Origin of the sequence: Caballeronia glebae, from assembly GCF_001545035.1 — a bacterium.
Taxonomy (GTDB): domain Bacteria; phylum Pseudomonadota; class Gammaproteobacteria; order Burkholderiales; family Burkholderiaceae; genus Caballeronia; species Caballeronia glebae.
This window is the reverse complement of the sequence record NZ_FCOJ02000049.1, coordinates 1-18077: the sequence shown is the minus strand read 5'-3', so window position 1 is coordinate 18077 and position 18077 is coordinate 1. Positions and strand designations below refer to the sequence as shown.

General features: G+C 61.9%; 19 protein-coding genes and 2 pseudogenes. 15 read left to right on the top strand and 6 right to left on the bottom strand.

Annotated features, from left to right (window positions below; all coding sequences use genetic code 11):
• The first annotated feature begins 29 nt into the window (after positions 1 to 29).
• A pseudogene (locus AWB82_RS26980) lies at positions 30 to 656 on the top strand (tyrosine-type recombinase/integrase).
• A gap of 188 nt (positions 657 to 844) precedes the next feature.
• On the opposite strand, the gene AWB82_RS39240 reads toward AWB82_RS26980, so the two are convergent.
• A complete protein-coding gene (locus AWB82_RS39240) occupies positions 845 to 1183 on the bottom strand; it encodes an integrase core domain-containing protein (protein ID WP_159462628.1) in 339 nt (112 codons plus the stop codon).
• Positions 1184 to 1394: 211 nt separating this feature from the next.
• On the opposite strand from AWB82_RS39240, the gene AWB82_RS38525 reads away from it, so the two are divergent.
• From AWB82_RS38525 to AWB82_RS26965, 3 genes are read left to right on the top strand one after another with little or no spacing between them, the layout of a single operon-like run.
• A complete protein-coding gene (locus tag AWB82_RS38525) occupies positions 1395 to 3290 on the top strand; it encodes a CheR family methyltransferase (protein ID WP_235023455.1) in 1896 nt (631 codons plus the stop codon).
• Entirely contained in the window at positions 3277 to 4548 is a 1272-nt protein-coding gene (locus AWB82_RS38520; protein ID WP_235023454.1) for a PAS domain-containing protein, read from the top strand. Before AWB82_RS38525 ends, AWB82_RS38520 begins: the two co-directional genes overlap by 14 nt.
• Positions 4541 to 4924 carry a response regulator gene (locus tag AWB82_RS26965; protein ID WP_086972407.1) on the top strand — a complete coding sequence of 128 codons (384 nt, stop codon included), beginning with the start codon at positions 4541 to 4543 and terminating at the stop codon, positions 4922 to 4924. The genes AWB82_RS38520 and AWB82_RS26965 overlap by 8 nt, the downstream gene beginning before the upstream one ends.
• Before the next feature lie 100 nt (positions 4925 to 5024).
• On the opposite strand, the gene AWB82_RS26960 is transcribed toward AWB82_RS26965, so the two are convergent.
• Positions 5025 to 5546 carry a PH domain-containing protein gene (locus AWB82_RS26960; protein WP_086972406.1) on the bottom strand — a complete coding sequence of 174 codons (522 nt, stop codon included), beginning with the start codon at positions 5544 to 5546 and terminating at the stop codon, positions 5025 to 5027.
• Positions 5547 to 5985: 439 nt separating this feature from the next.
• On the opposite strand from AWB82_RS26960, the gene AWB82_RS26955 reads away from it, so the two are divergent.
• The 7 genes from AWB82_RS26955 to gltA all read left to right on the top strand — a co-directional run bounded on the left by AWB82_RS26955 (position 5986) and on the right by gltA (position 14893).
• Positions 5986 to 6990 (top strand): AraC family transcriptional regulator, encoded by a 1005-nt coding sequence (locus AWB82_RS26955; protein ID WP_200818211.1) that lies wholly within the window; start codon positions 5986 to 5988, stop codon positions 6988 to 6990.
• Between the two features lie 180 nt (positions 6991 to 7170).
• Positions 7171 to 8973, top strand: coding sequence for an acyl-CoA dehydrogenase (locus AWB82_RS26950; protein ID WP_086972405.1), 1803 nt, complete (start codon positions 7171 to 7173; stop codon positions 8971 to 8973).
• Between the two features lie 38 nt (positions 8974 to 9011).
• Entirely contained in the window at positions 9012 to 10718 is a 1707-nt protein-coding gene (locus AWB82_RS26945; RefSeq protein WP_086972404.1) for an electron transfer flavoprotein-ubiquinone oxidoreductase, read from the top strand.
• Between the two features lie 39 nt (positions 10719 to 10757).
• The gene (bktB, locus tag AWB82_RS26940) at positions 10758 to 11954 is read left to right on the top strand and encodes a beta-ketothiolase BktB (RefSeq protein WP_086972403.1); all 1197 of its coding nucleotides are present in this window, start codon (positions 10758 to 10760) and stop codon (positions 11952 to 11954) included.
• A gap of 17 nt (positions 11955 to 11971) precedes the next feature.
• Entirely contained in the window at positions 11972 to 12826 is an 855-nt protein-coding gene (locus AWB82_RS26935; RefSeq protein ID WP_086972402.1) for a 3-hydroxybutyryl-CoA dehydrogenase, read from the top strand.
• A 354-nt stretch (positions 12827 to 13180) separates the two neighbouring features.
• Positions 13181 to 13567, top strand: coding sequence for a hypothetical protein (locus AWB82_RS26930; RefSeq protein ID WP_235023453.1), 387 nt, complete (start codon positions 13181 to 13183; stop codon positions 13565 to 13567).
• Positions 13568 to 13606: 39 nt separating this feature from the next.
• Positions 13607 to 14893: a citrate synthase gene (gene gltA, locus AWB82_RS26925; protein WP_086972433.1), complete on the top strand. Its 1287-nt coding sequence runs from the start codon at positions 13607 to 13609 to the stop codon at positions 14891 to 14893.
• 107 nt (positions 14894 to 15000) lie between these two features.
• Here gltA and AWB82_RS26920 read toward each other — a convergent pair whose 3' ends face one another.
• Positions 15001 to 15234: a GntR family transcriptional regulator gene (locus AWB82_RS26920; protein WP_235023452.1), complete on the bottom strand. Its 234-nt coding sequence runs from the start codon at positions 15232 to 15234 to the stop codon at positions 15001 to 15003.
• Here AWB82_RS26920 and AWB82_RS26915 point away from each other — a divergent pair.
• Together AWB82_RS26915 and AWB82_RS26910 are read left to right on the top strand one after the other, a co-directional pair.
• The gene (locus AWB82_RS26915; RefSeq protein WP_456061741.1) at positions 15124 to 15522 is read left to right on the top strand and encodes a type II toxin-antitoxin system ParD family antitoxin; all 399 of its coding nucleotides are present in this window, start codon (positions 15124 to 15126) and stop codon (positions 15520 to 15522) included. The genes AWB82_RS26920 and AWB82_RS26915 overlap by 111 nt on opposite strands.
• Entirely contained in the window at positions 15519 to 15833 is a 315-nt protein-coding gene (locus tag AWB82_RS26910) for a type II toxin-antitoxin system RelE/ParE family toxin (RefSeq protein ID WP_086972398.1), read from the top strand. The genes AWB82_RS26915 and AWB82_RS26910 overlap by 4 nt, the downstream gene beginning before the upstream one ends.
• Positions 15834 to 16249: 416 nt before the next feature.
• On the opposite strand, the gene AWB82_RS37310 is transcribed toward AWB82_RS26910, so the two are convergent.
• Genes AWB82_RS37310 through AWB82_RS26900 form a run of 3 tightly spaced genes read right to left on the bottom strand, consistent with a single transcriptional unit; the run spans position 16250 to position 17313 of the window.
• Positions 16250 to 16678: a hypothetical protein gene (locus AWB82_RS37310; RefSeq protein ID WP_143756866.1), complete on the bottom strand. Its 429-nt coding sequence runs from the start codon at positions 16676 to 16678 to the stop codon at positions 16250 to 16252.
• An 18-nt stretch (positions 16679 to 16696) separates the two neighbouring features.
• Positions 16697 to 17074, bottom strand: coding sequence for a type II toxin-antitoxin system VapC family toxin (locus AWB82_RS26905; RefSeq protein WP_086972432.1), 378 nt, complete (start codon positions 17072 to 17074; stop codon positions 16697 to 16699).
• Positions 17075 to 17076: 2 nt separating this feature from the next.
• On the bottom strand, positions 17077 to 17313 hold the full coding sequence (locus tag AWB82_RS26900; protein WP_086972431.1) for a type II toxin-antitoxin system Phd/YefM family antitoxin: 237 nt from the start codon (positions 17311 to 17313) through the stop codon (positions 17077 to 17079).
• Between the two features lie 302 nt (positions 17314 to 17615).
• On the opposite strand from AWB82_RS26900, the pseudogene AWB82_RS39365 reads away from it, so the two are divergent.
• A pseudogene (locus tag AWB82_RS39365) lies at positions 17616 to 17741 on the top strand (DUF7685 domain-containing protein); the annotation flags it as partial.
• Positions 17742 to 17747: 6 nt separating this feature from the next.
• Positions 17748 to 18005, top strand: coding sequence for a DUF7686 domain-containing protein (locus AWB82_RS38065; RefSeq protein ID WP_200818210.1), 258 nt, complete (start codon positions 17748 to 17750; stop codon positions 18003 to 18005).
• The last annotated feature ends 72 nt before the right edge of the window (positions 18006 to 18077 follow it).

The following is an 18077-nucleotide window of genomic DNA, read 5'->3' as shown; positions in this document are numbered from 1 at the left end:
GATCTCCCTTCGTTGAAGAGGAGATTGTCATGGAACCGCTTAATTCTTCCGGCGCTCGTCGGGTGCCGTGGAACAAGGGGAGGCTAACCGGCCAGAAGCCTCCGCTGAAGCTTCGGGAAATCTGGGCGATTCGAACGAGGCTGCAGATGTCGTCCAACGCTCGTGAGTTGGCGATGTTCAATCTCGCGATCGACAGTAAGCTTCGAGCGTGCGATCTGACGCGCTTGCAGGTGTAGGACGTCTACATGGGAGGTCATGTTGTAGGTCGCGCGACATTCATGCAGCAGAAAACGCATCGACCAGTGCAGTTCGAAATCACTGAGCAGACTCGTCAAAGTGTCTCCGCTTGGATCTCGGCGCGGGGATTGAAGCCTGCTGACTATTTGTTTCCAAGTCGACTACATGCCTCAGCGCACGTGTCGACGCGCCAGTATGCGCGCATCGTTGATCGCTGGGTCGCGTCGATCGGACTCGATGACACCGCGTATGGTACGCACACCATGCGTCGAACGAAAGCGTCGTTGATCTATCGACGTACCAAGAACCTGCGCGCGGTCCAATTGCTGTTGGGTCATACAAAAATTGAAAGCACCGTGCGATACCTCGGGATCGAGGTAGACGATGCACTTGAAATGGCTGAGCAAACCGAAGTGTGATCGCCGGTGGCCGGCGAGCGTGCGCTGTCGGGCCACTATCGGCCTTTGGAAAATGTCCTCGCCTAGACATTTGGGCGCCCGCTCTTGTGCGGACAGCCGACGCTCAATATCCCGACAGCCCCTTTTAGTGGCAACGTGAGGTTGACCCGGTTCGACGGACGGATTTGCGGCCAGCGATTTGATGCGATCTATCCTCCGTTGAGTGTTGAGTCGCGGGTTGTCCACGGGCGGGCGGCGGGTCGCCTCTCTCGACCATGACGCTGCCCGCCGGTGGGCAACCCGCAAGGCGATACGGTTTGCCGTTTAACGTTGATGTTTTCGAATTCAAGCGGCGAACGGTAGCCGATGCTGCTGTGCAGGCGGCGTACGTTGTACCAGCCCTCCAGGAACCAGAAGATGCGCTGCCTGGCCTGTTCGTGGGTCGCAAAGTGTTCTCTGGAGAGTAGCTCCGCCTCAAGCGTGCCGAAGAACGATTCGCACATCGCGTTGTCGTACGCGTCGCCGGCCGTGCCCATCGACGGCTGCACGCCGGTTTCGCGGCAGCGCCGTCCGAATGCAATGGACGTGTATTGACATCCCTATCCGAATGTAGAATTACGCCCTCGTGGCGTCGCTGCAGCAACGCCATATCGAGTGCACGCAACATCAGTTCGGTGTCGGCCAAGCGGGCCGTTCGCACGCGCAGGACACAGCGCCCCCCGGCCGACGCCCACGCGCGAAGCAGGAGGCGCGATAGATATGTCAGCAACCGATTTTCCGATTGTCGGGATTGGCGCGTCAGCCGGCGCAGTGGAAGCGCTCGAAGGCTTCTTTCGCGGTGTGCCGGAAAATCCGGGCTTCGCGTGCGTGATCATCACGCACCTGAGCCCGGATCGCGAAAGCATGCTGCCGGAGATTGTTGCGCGCTTTTCGCCCATGCCTGTGCATACGATTGCCGACGGTACGGCCGTAGAAATCGACAACGTTTATCTGCTGCCCACTGACGCGTTGCTCTCCATCGACAGGCGCACGCTGCGCATGCAGGCGCAGAAGGCTCTGCAGCGCGAACGCAAGCATATTGACGTCTTTTTCAGCGCGCTCGCCGCCGATATCGGCGAACTGTCGGCGGGCGTGGTGCTGTCAGGCGGCGATTCGGACGGCACACTGGGCGTCAAGGCCATCAAGGAGGCGGGCGGGCTTACGCTTGCGCAGGCGGCCGACGGTTTCGGTCCGCATCATCCCGACATGCCCGCGAGCGCCATTTCCACGGGGCTCGTTGACTTTGCGGTGCCCGCCGAGGCAATGGGCGCCCGTCTAGTTGATTTTGCCCGCGGCGCATTTACGCTCGACGGCATCGCCGCCGGTAACGACGACGCAGCCCAGAGTACGGCGCTTGACGAGGCGCGCGACGCAATCTGCACGATCCTGCGCAACCAGGTGGGGCACGACTTCAGCGGCTACAAGGTGAAGACATTCCTGCGGCGCGTGCAGCGACGCATGCAAGTCCTGCAGGTTGAAACTCCCGATGCCTACATTGCCCGCCTCACGGCGGACCCGGAAGAGGTGAGCGCGCTGTTTCGGGATCTGCTGATCAACGTGACCAGCTTCTTTCGCGACGCGAGTGCATTTGACAGTCTCGCGAACGAGGTGCTGCCGAAACTGTTCGAGCGTCGCGGACCCGACTACACCGTACGCGTGTGGGTACCTGGCTGTGCGACGGGGGAAGAAGTGTACTCGCTTGCCATGCTGCTGCGCGAGCAGCTCGATGGCCGCGATCCGGTGCCGCGCGTGCAGGTTTTTGCCACGGATATCGACGACCACGCGCTCTCGGTGGCGCGCGCGGCACGTTACCCTGCCCAGATGCTTGACGGCGTGTCAGAGGCACGACGCGAGCGGTTTTTCGTCGCCGATGGCGGCAGCTACGTGCTCGCCAAGGAAATCCGCGACCTGTGTGTCTTTTCACCGCACAGCGTCATTCGCGACCCGCCTTTCTCGCGCATCGATCTGGTTTCCTGCCGAAACCTGCTGATCTACTTCGGCGTTGAGGTACAGAACCAGGTCATCCCGACCTTCCACTACGCGCTGCGCCCGGACGGCTACCTGTTCCTCGGGACCTCCGAGAATGTCAGCCAGTTCGATGAGCTTTTTACACCCGTCGACAAGAAGCATCGCATCTTCCGCCGGCGCGACGACGTGTCGCCACAGCTCCGCGTACCCGCGACGCTCGCCTCAGCGCGCATCGGACAGATGGCGCTCCATACGACGAGCCGGCCGCCTGCCAGCGCGACCGCACTGCGACACATGGTTGACGCCCACATGCTGGAGCGTTTTGCGCCGCCGCATGTGCTGGTCACACGCGAGGGCGAAGTCGTCTATTACTCGGGGCGCACCGGCAAGTATCTGGAGGCCGCGCCGGGCGTGCCGTCCCGGCAGCTTGTGTCGATGGCACGCAAGGGTCTCGGGCTCGATCTGCGGGCGGTGTTTCGCGAAGCGGTCGAGTCGGGCCGGCGGGTGACCCGCGATGGCGTGGCCGTCGATAGCGACGATGGCCGGGTGCAGATCATCAGCCTGACGGTCGAACCGCTCGCGGGACAGACCGCGGGCGATCTGCTATCTGGTCGTATTCACCGACCAGGGGCCCGTGCTCACGCGTGAGGAAGCACTGGCGCGCGCACAGGCGACCCACGACGGCGCCGCCCTGCAGGTTGAAAAGGAACTGCGCGACACCCGCGAGCGCCTGCAATCGATGATCGAGGAGTACGAGACGGCGCTGGAAGAGCTGAAGTCGTCGAACGAGGAGCTGGTGTCGGTCAATGAGGAACTGCAGTCTTCGAACGAAGAACTGGAAGCGTCGAAAGAAGAGCTGGTCTCGCTGAATGAGGAGCTGCATACCGTCAACTTCGAACTGAACGGCAAGATCGAAGCGCTGGACCGTTCGAACAACGACCTCAAAAACCTGTTTGAGAGCACCTCGGTGGCGACGGTGTTTCTGGACCGCCATCTCGTCATCAGGTCGTTCACACCGGCGATGGACGGCATTTTCAACATCCGTCCCGGCGACATGGGCAGGCCCATTACGGAACTCGCCAGCAGCTTCAACCTGCCGGGCCTGAAAGAGGACATCGCCGCCGTGTTTGCCGCGCAGCAGGCGCAGGAACGTCGGGTCAGCAGCCCGGACGGCGCCACGCACTATCTGGTGCGGCTCACGCCGTATCGCAACACCGATCAGAAGACAGAAGGGGTGGTCGTCGCATTCGTCAATATCACGAGCCTTGTCAACGCCGAGGAACGGCAGGATGTGCTGATCGCGGAACTGCAGCACCGAACGCGCAACCTGCTGTCGGTCATCCAGTCGATTGCGCAGCAGACGCTCAGCCGCGGGCCCGTGCTCGATACATTTGTGAGCCGCCTGGCGGCGCTGGGCCGGCTGCAGGGGCTGATCGGTGACGCCGACGGCGACCTGATCGACCTCAGGGATATGGTGCGGCTGGAGTTTGAGGCACTGGGCGTGGCAGACGGCGAACGGATTACCATCAGCGGTCCTTCTGCGCCGCTCGGCTTTCGCAGCATGCAGACGGTTGCGCTCGTGCTGCATGAGCTGGCGACGAATGCGATCAAGTACGGTGCGCTCAAGGATCGTGCCGCGCGGCTCGAACTCGGCTGGGACATCGGTCCGGACGCCCAGGGCGTGCGTGCGCTCCGGATCCGGTGGCACGAGAGCGGGCTGACCACAAAGCCGGATTCGACGAAAGCCGGTTTTGGCCGCGAGCTTATCGAAAAGGCCCTCAAGTTCACCCTGCACGCGCAGACGGAACTGGTCTTCAGGGACGACGGCATTTCATGTCACATCGAGATCCCGCTGCAGCCCGTACGGACGCGCGCAGGCACAGGGGAGGAGACGAAACGTGGCTGACGAGAGCAAACCGCTGCAGGGTTGCAAGGTGCTGGTCGTGGAGGACGACTACCTGGTAGCGCTTGCTGTGGCGGGTGTGCTGGAAGAAGCGGGCGCGAGCGTGATCGGCCCCGTGGGCTGGGCGGATGAAGCGCTGTCGTTGGTCGAGAGCGGGCGCGAGCAGGTGGATGCGGCCATACTCGACGTGGATCTACATGGCCAGAAGTCGTATGCGATCGCCGACGCCCTCGTACAGCGGAAGATCCGGTTCATCTTCGCGACCGGCTATGGCGAAGAATCGGTCGACCCGCGCTACCAGCGGCACTCGCGCTGTCAGAAGCCGTTCGATGAACGCGCACTCTTGCGTGCACTTGCGCCATCGGCCGCTCGGTCCTGAAGCGCGCATCTGATCGCGTGCAGCCGATGCCGACAGCCCGAGCCTGGCCTGCATTGAACTGTCAACAACGATCTGGCATTTGCGAACTGATGTCGCCCGTTCAAATACTGTGCACCTGAGAGTAACCAGGTGCGTTCGGATCATTCGTGTATGGGGGAATATGCCGTCCGTGATGCACAGCTACCGCCTCGTCGAGCCTCTTGCAGAGCTGATCCGCGTTGCTGATGGCCGGCAAACGCCTCACGGGATGCGCTACATCGTTGGTCGTCAGAATGATCGAGCCGGTGCCGAAGAGGCGTAGCCACCACGGGTGGATCGAGGTGATGCTTTGAATCCGGGAAAGCTCGAGAGTCGACACACGGCGATGCAGAATGCCCTGCGTCCAGGTAATTCGTGCGGTATCGATGGCGATTCGAGTGAATGCGGTCTTGACGAACGGTAAACCGACACCGATCAAAACCGCGCCGGCTTGTGCAAGCAGCACATTCCACTGAAGCGGGAAAGAGTTCGACGTGCAGAGATGTATTCCGCCAATCAATGCCATGACAACGCCCCCCTTAAGGAGCGCCGGAAGGTTGCATACCTGCGACGGTGCGCCGCTGAAAATCACCTGATTGGCCATCGCATTTATCCCTTTTTCTGACCGACGGCTCTAGTCGTCCGTCGAAAAAGGCAGCGCTGCCTGATCGGGCTGCGCGTCGGGCGAACTAACTGCTGACCGGCGACAGTGCCATGACCGTTACGCCAAGCACATTTACATGGGGCGATTGTAGCGCAGTGATCGTTGCAGACCGGCCCACGGCCTCTTTCGGCGCGAGGAACTGTCCGTGGGCAGGCCGCTGCGAAAGGCCGCCGAGGAGCGAACTGAGACGGTAATCATCCGTCGAAGTTCGGCCAATTCGGTTCGAAGGAACCGACATCGGCTGAATGACCGTTGGAGGAGGTGATCTGACCGAAGCGGGTCGGATAGGGACGTTCCCCGTGAGATCGGGATATCGCGGCGGACCACGCGACTTATATGACAGAATTCTGTCTCGCCTTAGCATCTAGCCGATCTCGTCATGGCCCCTCCGCCCGCCACAGTTCCGATTTCAATCGTCAACGGCTTCCTTTCCGGCGCCGACCGCGCCGCGGTCGTGCGGCTCGCGGAGCATTCCGGCATCCCGCACGAGTTGCTCGGCATTCCGGCAGCGCGCGTCACGCAGGAGCAATTCTCGACGCTCTACCGGCTGCTCGCCATGGAACTCGACGACGAGATGCCCGGCGTCTTTGCGCGTCCGTTGCGCAACGGCACGCTCAAGTTCCTGTGCCTCAGTTTGCTCGACGCGCCACGGCTCGAAGTCGCGCTGCATCGTTTCGGGCAGTTCTTTCATCTGATTCTCGATGATTTCCAGCTTGTCTCGCGCCGCGATGGACCGCACGGGACCGTCGAATTCGCAGCGAACCCGGGCGGTCCGCAGGCAAGCGCACTCGCGCGGGAGCTAATGCTCAAGCTCGTGCACGGCGTGGCGTCATGGCTGATACGCGAGAAGATTCCGCTCATCGAAGCAGTGTTCCAATTTCAGCGCCCCCCGCAGCCCAGCGATCTGCTGTATCTGTTTCCCGGCCCGGTGCGTTTCGGGCGCGATCGCACCCTCATCGCGTTCGATGCGGCTTATCTCGATCGCCCGATCCGGCAGCGAAAATCGGACCTCAACGCCTTCCTTCAGCGTGCGCCGGAGGACTGGATTTTTGTGTCGTTCACGGAAGAGGTGGTGTGTCACCGGGTGCGCCAGTGCATCGCCGGCGGCTTGCCAACAACGCCGACCGTCGATGCCGTCGCGCAGCAGCTTCACTATTCGGTGCGCACGCTGTGCCGCCGTCTCGAAGCGGAGGGCACAACCTTCCAGGCGATCAAGGACGAAGTGCGCCGCGACATTGCGATTCAGCGCCTCACCCGGTCGGACGATGCCCTCGCGACGATCGCCTACGATGTCGGTTTCGATAATCCGACCGCGTTTCATCGCGCCTTCCGTCACTGGACCGGCAGCACGCCCGCCGCCTATCGGCAGAGAACGGACGGCTAATTCGCGGCAACACGGCCATTTCACTTCGATGGCTCGCCTCATTTGGCACGTTTTGTCAATGAAAAGGCAGCTTCCGGTATCAAAGGAGCCGGGCAGCGTTGATACCATGCATCGCAACATATCAACGTTTGCCGCAGCCGCGAGACTCTCCTCGGAATGCTGTGTGCCAGGAGCGATCAGATGAGCTACACGCCGCCCGTCAAGGAAATGATGTTTGTCATGGAAGAGTTGGCAGGTCTTGCAAGAATCAGCCAGCTTTCGGGTCTTGCGGATTCGAATGCGGACACGGCGCAAGCCATCCTCGACGAAGGCGCGAAGCTGGCCGCCGAAGTCATCGCGCCGTTGAACGCTGCGGGCGACCAGCGGCCGAGCGAATGGCGCGACGGCATGGTCACGGCGACGCCCGGCTTCAGCGACGCCTACCGCCAATATACCGAAGGCGGCTGGCAAGGCATCAGCCATCCGGTGGAATTCGGCGGTCAGGGCCTCGCGAAGCTTATCGCGTCGCCGTGCATCGAGATGCTCAACGCGTCCAACCTTTCCTTTGCGTTGTGCCCGCTGCTCACCGACGGCGCTATCGAGGCATTGCTGACCGCGGGCTCGGAGGAGTTGAAGGCGCGCTTTCTGCCGAAGCTGGTCGAGGGCGCCTGGACCGGCACGATGAATCTGACCGAGCCGCAGGCGGGCTCCGATCTGTCGCTCGTGCGTTCGCGCGCCGAACCGCAGGGCGACGGCACCTACAAGGTGTCCGGCACCAAGATCTTCATCACCTGGGGCGAGCACGACATGGCCGAGAACATCGTCCATCTCGTGCTGGCTCGCACCCCGAATGCGCCGGAAGGCGTGAAGGGCATTTCGCTGTTCCTCGTGCCCAAATTCCTGCTGAACGACGACGGCAGCCTCGGCGCGCGCAATGACGTCCACTGCGTGTCGATCGAGCACAAGCTCGGGATCAAGGCGAGTCCGACGGCCGTGCTCCAGTACGGCGACAAGGGTGGTGCGATCGGCTATCTCGTGGGCGAGGAGAACCGCGGTCTCGAGTACATGTTCATCATGATGAACGCGGCGCGCTTCGGCGTCGGTTTGCAGGGCATCGCGCTGTCCGATGCGGCTTATCAGAAGGCCGCCGAGTACGCGAAGGAGCGGATTCAGAGCCGCCCCGTCGACGGTTCGGACGCGGGCTCGGTCGCGATCATCCGCCACCCCGACGTGCGCCGGATGCTCGGCACCATGCGCGCGCTGACCGAAGGCGCGCGTGCGCTTGCCTATGTCGCGGCCGCGCACGCGGATTTCGCGCATCACGACGAGGATGCGGCGAGCCGCGCACGGCATCAGGCGATTAACGAATATCTCGTGCCGATCGTGAAGGGCTGGAGCACCGAAATGGCCGTCGACATCACGAGTCTCGGCGTTCAGGTGCATGGCGGGATGGGCTTCATCGAGGAGACGGGCGCGGCACAGTTCTATCGCGACGCGCGGATCCTGTCGATCTACGAAGGCACGACGGCGATTCAGGCCAACGATCTCGTCGGCCGCAAGACGCTTCGCGACAGCGGCGCGGCGGCACATGCGCTGCTCGAGGAAATCGACGCGACGCTCGAATCGTTGCGCTCGACCGATGCCGGCGACGCCGCGCGTGTTTTCGAGGCGGTGCACCGGCGTCTCGCCGATGGACGCGAGGCGCTCGCGAACGTCGTCGCCTACGTGCTCGAATCGGGCAAGCGCGACCCGAACGCGGTGTTCGCCGGCGGCGTGCCGTATCTGAAGCTCGCGGGCATCGTGCTGTCGGGCTGGCAGATGGCGCGTGCGCTGCTCGCGGCGCAACGCAAGCGGGCCGAAGACCCGCAGTTCTACGGCGCGAAGATCGCGACCGCGCACTGCTTCTCCGAATACGTGCTGACGCAGGCCCGCGGACTCGAAACCGCCATCGTCTGCGCGCACGGCGACGATCCGCTGTTCGCATTGAACGAAGCGCAATTCTGACGCGTACGCGTGTCCTGAGCCTGAGAGAAGGAGGCGGTATGACGTTGGACAACGCCCGCACGGAGGCGTCGACGAACTGGATCGAGCAATACGGTCCGCGTGAATCGATGGAGTACGACGTGGTGATCGTCGGCGGCGGCCCGGCCGGACTGTCCGCCGCGATTCGCCTGAAGCAGCGTGCGGCGGAGCAGGGCGCCGAGATCAGCGTGTGCGTGCTCGAAAAGGGCTCGGAGATCGGCGCGCATATTCTGTCGGGCGCAGTCATGGACCCGCGTGCGCTCGACGAGCTCATTCCCGACTGGAAAGCGCAAGGCGCGCCGCTCGATGTCGCGGTGACCGAGGACCGCTTTCTGTTCCTGTCGGAAACAGGCGCGCGGGCCGTGCCGAACTGGGCGCTGCCGGAGAACTTCAGGAATCACGGCAACTACGTGATCAGCCTCGCGAACCTGACGCGCTGGCTGGGTCAGCAGGCCGAAGCACTGGGCGTCGAGATCTTCGCGGGCTTCGCCGCCGCCGAAGTGCTCTATCACGATGATGGCTCGGTTAAAGGCGTGGCGACGGGCAACATGGGCGTCGACCGCGACCGACAGCCGACCGAGGCCTTCCAGCTCGGCATGGAGCTTCACGCGAAGTACACGCTGTTCTGCGAAGGCGCGCGCGGTCATCTCGCGCGGCAGCTGTCGGCGCGCTTCGGCCTGAGCGAGGGCGTCGATCCGCAGGTGTACGGCATCGGCATCAAGGAGCTGTGGGAGATCGATCCGGCGCAGCACAAGCCCGGGCTCGTCATTCACACGGCAGGCTGGCCGCTCCAGACCGACACTTACGGCGGCTCGTTCCTCTATCACCTCGACAATCATCAGGTGATGGTCGGCTTCGTCGTCGGACTCGGATATACGAACCCGTACCTCTCGCCATTCGAGGAATTTCAGCGCTACAAGACGCACCCGGCAATCCGCACGTTCCTCGAAGGCGGCAAGCGCGTGTCGTACGGCGCACGCGCGATCGCGGCGGGCGGGTTGATGTCCTTGCCGAAGCTGGTGTTTCCGGGCGGCGCGCTCGTCGGCGACGATGCGGGCTTTCTCAACGCGTCGCGCATCAAGGGCTCGCACGCGGCGCTCAAGACCGGCATGCTCGCCGCCGATGCCGCATTCGACGCCTTGCAGGCCGGGCGGGAATCGGACGAGCTGGAGGCCTATCCGGAGTCGTTCCGGCGCTCCTGGCTGCACACGGAGCTGCACCGCGCGCGCAACTTCAAGCAATGGATGGGCAAGGGCCTCTACCTCGGCACGCTGATGGTGGGCATCGAGCAGAAGCTGCTGGGCGGCAAGGTGCCGTGGACGCTGCATCACCGGCACGCGGATCACGAGACGCTCAAGCCTGCCGCGCAGTGCACGCCGATCGTCTATCCGAAGCCGGACGGCAAGCTGACGTTCGACCGGCTGTCGTCCGTGTTCATTTCGAACACCAATCACGAAGAGAACCAGCCCGCGCATCTGACGCTGAAAGACGGGAACGTGCCCATCGACGTCAATCTGCGCACCTACGCGGGCCCGGAAGCGCGCTTCTGTCCGGCGGGCGTGTACGAGTTCGTCAGGGACGAGACGGACGGCAAGGACGAAGACCGGCTGCAAATCAATGCGCAGAATTGCGTGCACTGCAAGACCTGCGACATCAAGGACCCGACGCAGAACATCGTATGGGTGACGCCGGAAGGCGGCGGCGGGCCGAACTATCCGAACATGTAATCGCGCGGCGCGCACGCGCAAACAAACCGGAGCGAATCAATGAGCGAAGCAAAACGTGAAGTAGTCGTGGTGAGCGCCGTGCGGACCGCGATCGGCGATTTCGGCGGCAGTCTGAAGGATTTCGCGCCGACCGAACTGGGTGCGATGACGGTGCGCGAAGTGCTCGGGCGCGGGAACGTCACAGGCGACGAAGTCGGCCACGTCGTGTTCGGCCACGTGGTGCATACGGAGCCGAAGGACATGTATCTCGCGCGCGTCGCGGCGATCAACGGCGGCGTCGCGCAGCATGTGCCGGCGCTGACGGTGAACCGGCTGTGCGGCTCGGGCCTGCAGGCGATCATCTCGGCCGCGCAGACCATTCTGCTGGGCGATGCGGACATCGCCATCGGCGGCGGCGCTGAATCCATGAGCCGCGCGCTGTACGCGTTGCCCGGCGCGCGCTTCGGCCAGCGCATGGGCGACGGGAAGCTCGTCGACATGATGCTCGGCGCGCTGCACGACCCGTTCCAGACGATTCATATGGGCGTGACGGCGGAGAACGTCGCGCGCAAATACGGCATTGCCCGCGATGCGCAGGACGCGCTCGCGCTCGAATCGCATCGCCGTGCCGAGCGTGCGATCGCGGAAGGACGCTTCCGCGACCAGATCCTGCCGGTCACGTTGCGCACGAAAAAGGGCGAAGCGGTCTTCGACACCGACGAGCACGTGCGCCTCGATGCGAGCGCCAGGGACTTCGAAACCCTGAAGCCGGTGTTCGTCAAGGAGAACGGCACGGTGACGGCCGGCAACGCCTCGGGCATCAACGACGCGGCGGCGGCCGTGCTGCTCATGGAGCGCGGCGTGGCCGAGCGGCGCGGCGCGCGGCCGCTTGCACGGCTCGTGTCCTACGCGCATGCGGGTGTCGATCCGGCCTATATGGGCATCGGCCCCGTGCCGGCGACGCGCAAGGCGCTCGAACGCGCGGGTCTCGACGTTGCCCAGCTCGACGTGATCGAAGCGAACGAAGCCTTCGCCGCGCAGGCATGCGCGGTCACGAACGAGCTGCGACTGGACCCGGCGAAAGTTAATCCGAACGGTTCGGGTATTTCACTCGGCCATCCTATCGGCGCGACTGGCGCACTGATCACCGTCAAAGCGCTTTATGAGCTAAAGCGCGTCGGCGGCAGGTACGCGCTCGTGACGATGTGCATCGGCGGCGGTCAGGGGATCGCGGCGATCTTAGAAAACCTTCAGTGATCGACGGAGAGACACGCATGAATATCGAATCGATTGGTGTGATCGGCGCAGGCACGATGGGCAGCGGCATTGCGCAAACCGCGGCCGTCGCAGGGCTTCGCGTCGTAATGATCGACGTCACCGACGCTGCGCTCGGCAAGGGACGCGCGGCGCTCAAGTCGAGCCTGGAGCGACTGGTGTCGAAGGGCAAGCTCGACGCGGCGACGCAGGAGGCCGCGCTCGGACGCGTCGAGACATCGACCGACTACGCGCTGCTGGCTTCGGTCGATATCGTCATCGAGGCGGCGACCGAGAACGTCGAGCTGAAGGGGCGCATTCTGAAGCAGATCGAGGCGGCTGCGCGGCCGGAGGCGATTATCGCGACGAACACGTCGTCGATCTCGATTACCGCGCTCGCCGCGCAACTGGCGGAACCGTCGCGCTTTCTCGGCATGCATTTCTTCAATCCGGTGCCGATGATGCCGCTCGTCGAGATCATTCGCGGCCTGCAAACGAGCGATGAAACTTCGGCAGCCGTGCGCGCGCTCACCGAGCGCTTCGACAAATCGCCGATCGGCGTGCGCAATTCGCCGGGCTTCGTCGTCAATCGCGTTCTGGTACCGATGATCAACGAGGCGTTTTTCGTGCTGCAGGAAGGCGTGGCGAGCGCGGCGGAAATCGACGAAGGCATGAAGCTCGGCGCGAACCATCCGATCGGACCGCTCGCGCTCGCCGATCTCATTGGGCTGGATGTGTGTCTGTCCGTGATGGACGTGTTCGTGAAGGATTTCGGCGATCCGAAATATCGCGCGTGCAATCTGTTGCGCGAACTCGTCGCGGCCGGACGTCTCGGTCGTAAATCCGGTCGCGGAGTGTACGACTATTCAGCCTGAGCGTACGCGCTTCAATCGATGCATTCATTAACGAGCCGTTCATCTCGATGGCTCGCTAGACGCAGTTTGGCTACTTCCGCCAAGCCGCAGCCTTGATCCTGCACGAGCTTCCGGACGCGCCCGAAGCTCGCCGGCGCACGGCTGCGCCAGGCTTGCGGGGCGGGACGATTAACCCGCCGTTGCGGTCTGTCTGACACACGCTCCGCGTTTCACCGAACTGCTCGTTTTCCCTCATCCCTCCCGTGGCGAGAGGTGTTCGGCTCGCGAGCGTTGGTTAGCCTTACGTTGTGGCACGCAGCGCACGCTGACCACATCGCGAAACGATCCCTCGATCCGCACGTGAACGTATAGCGGATGAACAGCTGGAAGCACTCAAAGCCGACGCGGAATGCGCGTACTCGACTTCATCGAAAGCGGGCGGATCGCGAAGCAGGCATAACCCATGGCGCCATCGGCGCTGCGATTCCCATAGAGGTACAAGTGAATATTCTGTTTCCACACGTCGACAGCGTGTACGTAGGCGAAGGCCTCCTCTATTTCGACGCGATCGTCGATGGCGTCACGGTCAACTGCGTCCTGACGGAACATGCGTTGAGCGCCGCAACCGGCGTCGATCAGATCATGTCCCGACGCGAAGCCTTCGCGTTCGGACAACCCGCGATCATGGAAATCGTGGCGAGAAGGGCAACGGATTCGGCCGTCGGGCCGATCGTCATTACACGAGCCGAATTTCGCGCTTGAACTTGGGCGCGCTCATCATCAAGTCTCATGGAACGCATCATGAAGCGGTCAAACATCAAAGCCACGCTATCGTTTAGCGACAACACGCCGAGCGTCGAAATGCCGATCTACAAGGGCACGATGGGCCCGGACGTGATCGACATCCGCAAGCTGTACGGTCAGACCGGCAAGTTCACGTATGACCCGGGCTTCATGTCGACGGCGGCGTGCAATTCCGCGATCACGTACATCGACGGCGACAAGGGCGAGCTGCTGTACCGCGGCTACCCGATCGAGCAGCTGGCCGTGAATGCCGACTTTCTCGAGACCTGCTATCTGCTGCTGAAGGGCGAACTGCCGAACGTGGCGCAGAACAAGGAATTCGTGGACACGGTCACGCGTCACACGATGGTGCACGAGCAGATGCACTTCTTCTTCCGCGGCTTCCGTCGCGACGCGCACCCGATGGCGGTATTGACGGCGGCGGTGGGCGCGCTTTCGGCGTTCTATCACGACTCGCTGAACATCAACGATCCGCGCCACCGTGAAGTGTCGGCCATTCGCATGATCGCGAAGCTGCCGACGCTCGTTGCGATGGCATACAAGTTCAGCATCGGCCAGCCGTTTGTCTATCCGAAGAACGAACTGTCGTACAGCGCGAACTTCATGCACATGATGTTCTCGAACCCGTGCGAAGAGTACAAGGTCAACGACGTGCTCGTGCGCGCGCTCGACCGCATCCTGATTCTGCACGCGGACCACGAGCAGAACGCGTCGACCTCGACGGTGCGTCTCGCGGGTTCGTCGGGCGCCAACCCGTTCGCGTGCATCGCGGCCGGTATCGCGTGTCTGTGGGGCCCGGCGCATGGCGGCGCGAACGAAGCCGCACTGAACATGCTCGAAGAGATCGGCTCGGTCGACCACATCCCCGAGTTCATCAAGCAGGTGAAGGACAAGAATTCGGGCGTGAAGCTGATGGGCTTCGGTCACCGCGTGTACAAGAACTACGACCCGCGTGCGAAGCTGATGCGCGAAACGTGCCACGAAGTGCTGAACGAACTCGGCCTGCACGACGATCCGCTCTTCAAGCTCGCGATGGAACTGGAAAAGATCGCACTGGAAGATGAATACTTCGTGTCGCGCAAGCTGTACCCGAACGTCGACTTCTACTCGGGCATCGTGCAGCGCGCGCTGGGGATCCCGACGTCGATGTTCACGTGCATCTTCGCGATGGCGCGTACGGTCGGCTGGATCGCGCAGTGGAACGAGATGATCGCGGATCCGGAGCAGAAGATCGGCCGTCCGCGTCAGTTGTTCATCGGAGAGGAAAAGAGGGCGGTCGCCTGAACGGCGCTTTATTCAGCGGCTGCGATTTCGACGCGCCGTGAGACGAAGCAATTCTTCTGTCTCACAGCTCGTCGTTTTCTTTTGCACGGTCCGTGGCGCATGGCGCGTCATTCGTGCTCCCGCAGGATGATGAGTCGCTCGGCAAAGGGCCCGGAATACACGGACTGATAGTAAAGAGGCCGGTTGCGCAGCGTGTAGCCCCGCATTTCCATGATGAACCCCGGCTGACCATTTTCTATTTTCAGCTCGCGGGCGGCGACTTCCGGCAACACGTCGAAGCGAATCCACTGATCCACCCGCTGCGTGGGCAGGGAAAGACGCTGGGCGACCAGTTCGCGCAAGTTGCGTTCGAGCGCGGCCCGATCGACGCCGCCCAGTTCCGCATCACTTTACCCAACGAGATGGCCGAATTCGTCCGCACAAAGGTCGCAAGCGGCGACTACGCGTCTGACAGCGAGGTGCTGCGAGACGCGCTTCGCGTGCTCCGCGAGCGTGACCGTGCCGTTGAAGCATGGTTACGAAACGAAGTCGTTCCTGCAGCGCAAGCACTTCGGGACGATCCAAGCCGTGCACTATCAGCAGACCAGGTACGTGCCGAACTGAAAAAATCTCGCACGCGCCACGAATGAATTGGCGCGTTCAGTTTGCGCCCGAAGCGCTCGATCAACTGCAGAGCATTGAAAAGCGCATCGCAAACGCGGGCGCTCCGATGACGGCCGAACGATACGTTGATTCGATCGTCGATTTCTGCATGAAGCTCCAGACATTCCCAGCGCGCGGTGTCGCACGTGACGATTTGCTGCCCGGACTTCGAGTCACTCATTTCCGCAAGCGGACCATCATCGCCTATACGGTGGAGAAAGAGGTCGTTTCGATCGTTGGTGTCTTCTACGGAGGCCAAGATTACGAGGCGGCGCTTACCCTTGATGAAGACCAGTAAAGCACGCTCTCATGCCCGTCATCCTTCAAAAGTCCGTGAACTCACGTATCTCGGTAAGCGAAAACGGTCGTGATTTTACATAAGTAACATCAGCACTTTTTCTGTAGGTGTCCTAATGTTTTTTTATGATACCCCATCCTAGTGATCCTCAACATTGACGGGCCCTTGGAAGCGGAAGGAATAGGGCGTTAGCAAGGTGCCCCTGGGCACCCATCTTCAACAGCATTCTCGCATGCAAGTAAGGGCCGCGTCGCTAGCAGCTGATCACGTGGCGTCGGGGGCCTCACCGCGGGCCATGACATCGCCAAATAATATGGCGCCACGGTGCGTTCAAGTTTCTTCGCGGGCCCTCTGAATTGCGAGTCGAAACTTCCTACGCAGGAATATCAGGCACATAAGGTAACATCCATAAACGCCTAAATTAATGGGCAACAACAACACCGGGAGGCGCCAACCTTCGGTGATGCCTTCGCTTCAGCTTTCGCCTTCCTGATTTCGTATTGCCATTTCATCGCACCGCCAAACGCTGTGAGGACAGCCCCCAGGCCGACAAAATATGGCCCCCGTGACTGATACTCTCCAGCGACGCTTGAAACCCATTCGAGCATGCCATACCTCTGCAATTTTCCATGGAGTTGACCAGCAATCAATGCGTCAGAAAGGGCACGCCTTTTTCTTTCGAACTCTCGAAGATCAGCCAGAGAGGCCTTCACCGTATCCGCTGCCTGCTGGTGCAGTTGAATCAACGCGTCGTCGATCTCCGCTCGGTCGCTTTCTCCACTCCGCAGAGTCGAATAGCCGGTTGATCGCGGCCCGCAGGCGAGTGCCAGGGTTAAGTCTGCCATCTTAGCGTTTCCCAATTTTCAAACTGTCATGACCAGCTTGGAGTAGGCCGAGAGGTGGCCATCGGCCGTCAGCAGGATCAGCGGTTCCGACATGGCTTGTGCCACCAGCAGTCTGTCGAAGGGGTCTCGATGAATGTCCGGCAGGTCGCGAACCAACACCGCATGTTTTCCAAGCACTGGCAGCTCACGAAAGCCGCTGCCCTCGATCTCCGCTACCAGCATCTTCGGATCCGCGTCGAGCTTCCCCAGCCCCGCTTTAATCGACGCTTCCCAAATCGACGCGCTGCTGACGAAAACGTCGTCGGCCTCGGTTATCAGGCCGCGGGCGATGTGGCTCAGTTGCGGATCGTCTTGAAGCACCCACAGGTAGATGTGCGTATCCAGGAGCACGCGCACCATTAACGACCCTCAAAAGAAGCGAGCACGTCGTCTGGCAACGGCGCGTCGAAATCATCGGCAATGTGCAGTTTTCCTTTTAGCCGGCCAAAAGCGCGCGTCGGCCGCGCCGGCTCGATCGGAACGAGCTTGGCCGTCGGCTTTCCTGCTTTGGCGATGATAATTTCTTCTCCGCCCGCCGCAGCGTCGACCAACTTCGAAAAGTTCGTCTTGGCGTCGTGAATATTGACGGTTTGCATAATTTCCCCCATGTGGACTAAGGTTAGTCTAGTCCATATTAGCCCACTCGGTCAATCTTTCTTGGCCGCGGCCGAGGGGATTAATGATATGACGCGGGGCTGAAGTCGAAGCGCCGCAGCCGCCCGCGCAATTTCGGACAACAGCGCGGCGAAGTTCACACTTCATTTTACATAATTAACATGATCGAACTTTCGTATGCCGACTGGAGAAACCGGTCTCATCACCCATTTCAGGCCACGCGCAGCGTCGGCAGCTGGTGCGACAATGTCCTCAAAATGGACGACGTGTAGCCGGTGCTCTAATGACGCAATCCCGATGTGATCACTGCAGCGCGACTGGGCCGGCGCACGACTTCGTGAGCGCGGGGTCGGACGGCACTTGGCGCCTGCTCTGCAGCCGGTGCTTCAACACTGAAATGGCGCGGTTCGCTGACATGCAGGGATTCGAACATCCGAGCTTTACACCGTTGCGTCTCCGGGATGCGGACGGCAACGATCACGAATTTCACTTTCGCAGTTTGTTGCTCGGCGATCAGCTGTCCCTCGAAGCATTCGAGCTTGCGGGCGACGATGAAACCGCAGGCTATCGCTTTCAGACGCTCGCTGAAGCTGATTCGGAGCCGTTCGCCCTGTTGGGTCAACTGATGTATGGCGTCAACTACTGTGGCCGCCCGTGTTGCCTCACGGAATGATGTTACTCCCGGCTAGTTGTCACCGACGAATCGTTTTGTGGTGAAGGCTGGCGCTGCGTAGCAGCGTCAGCC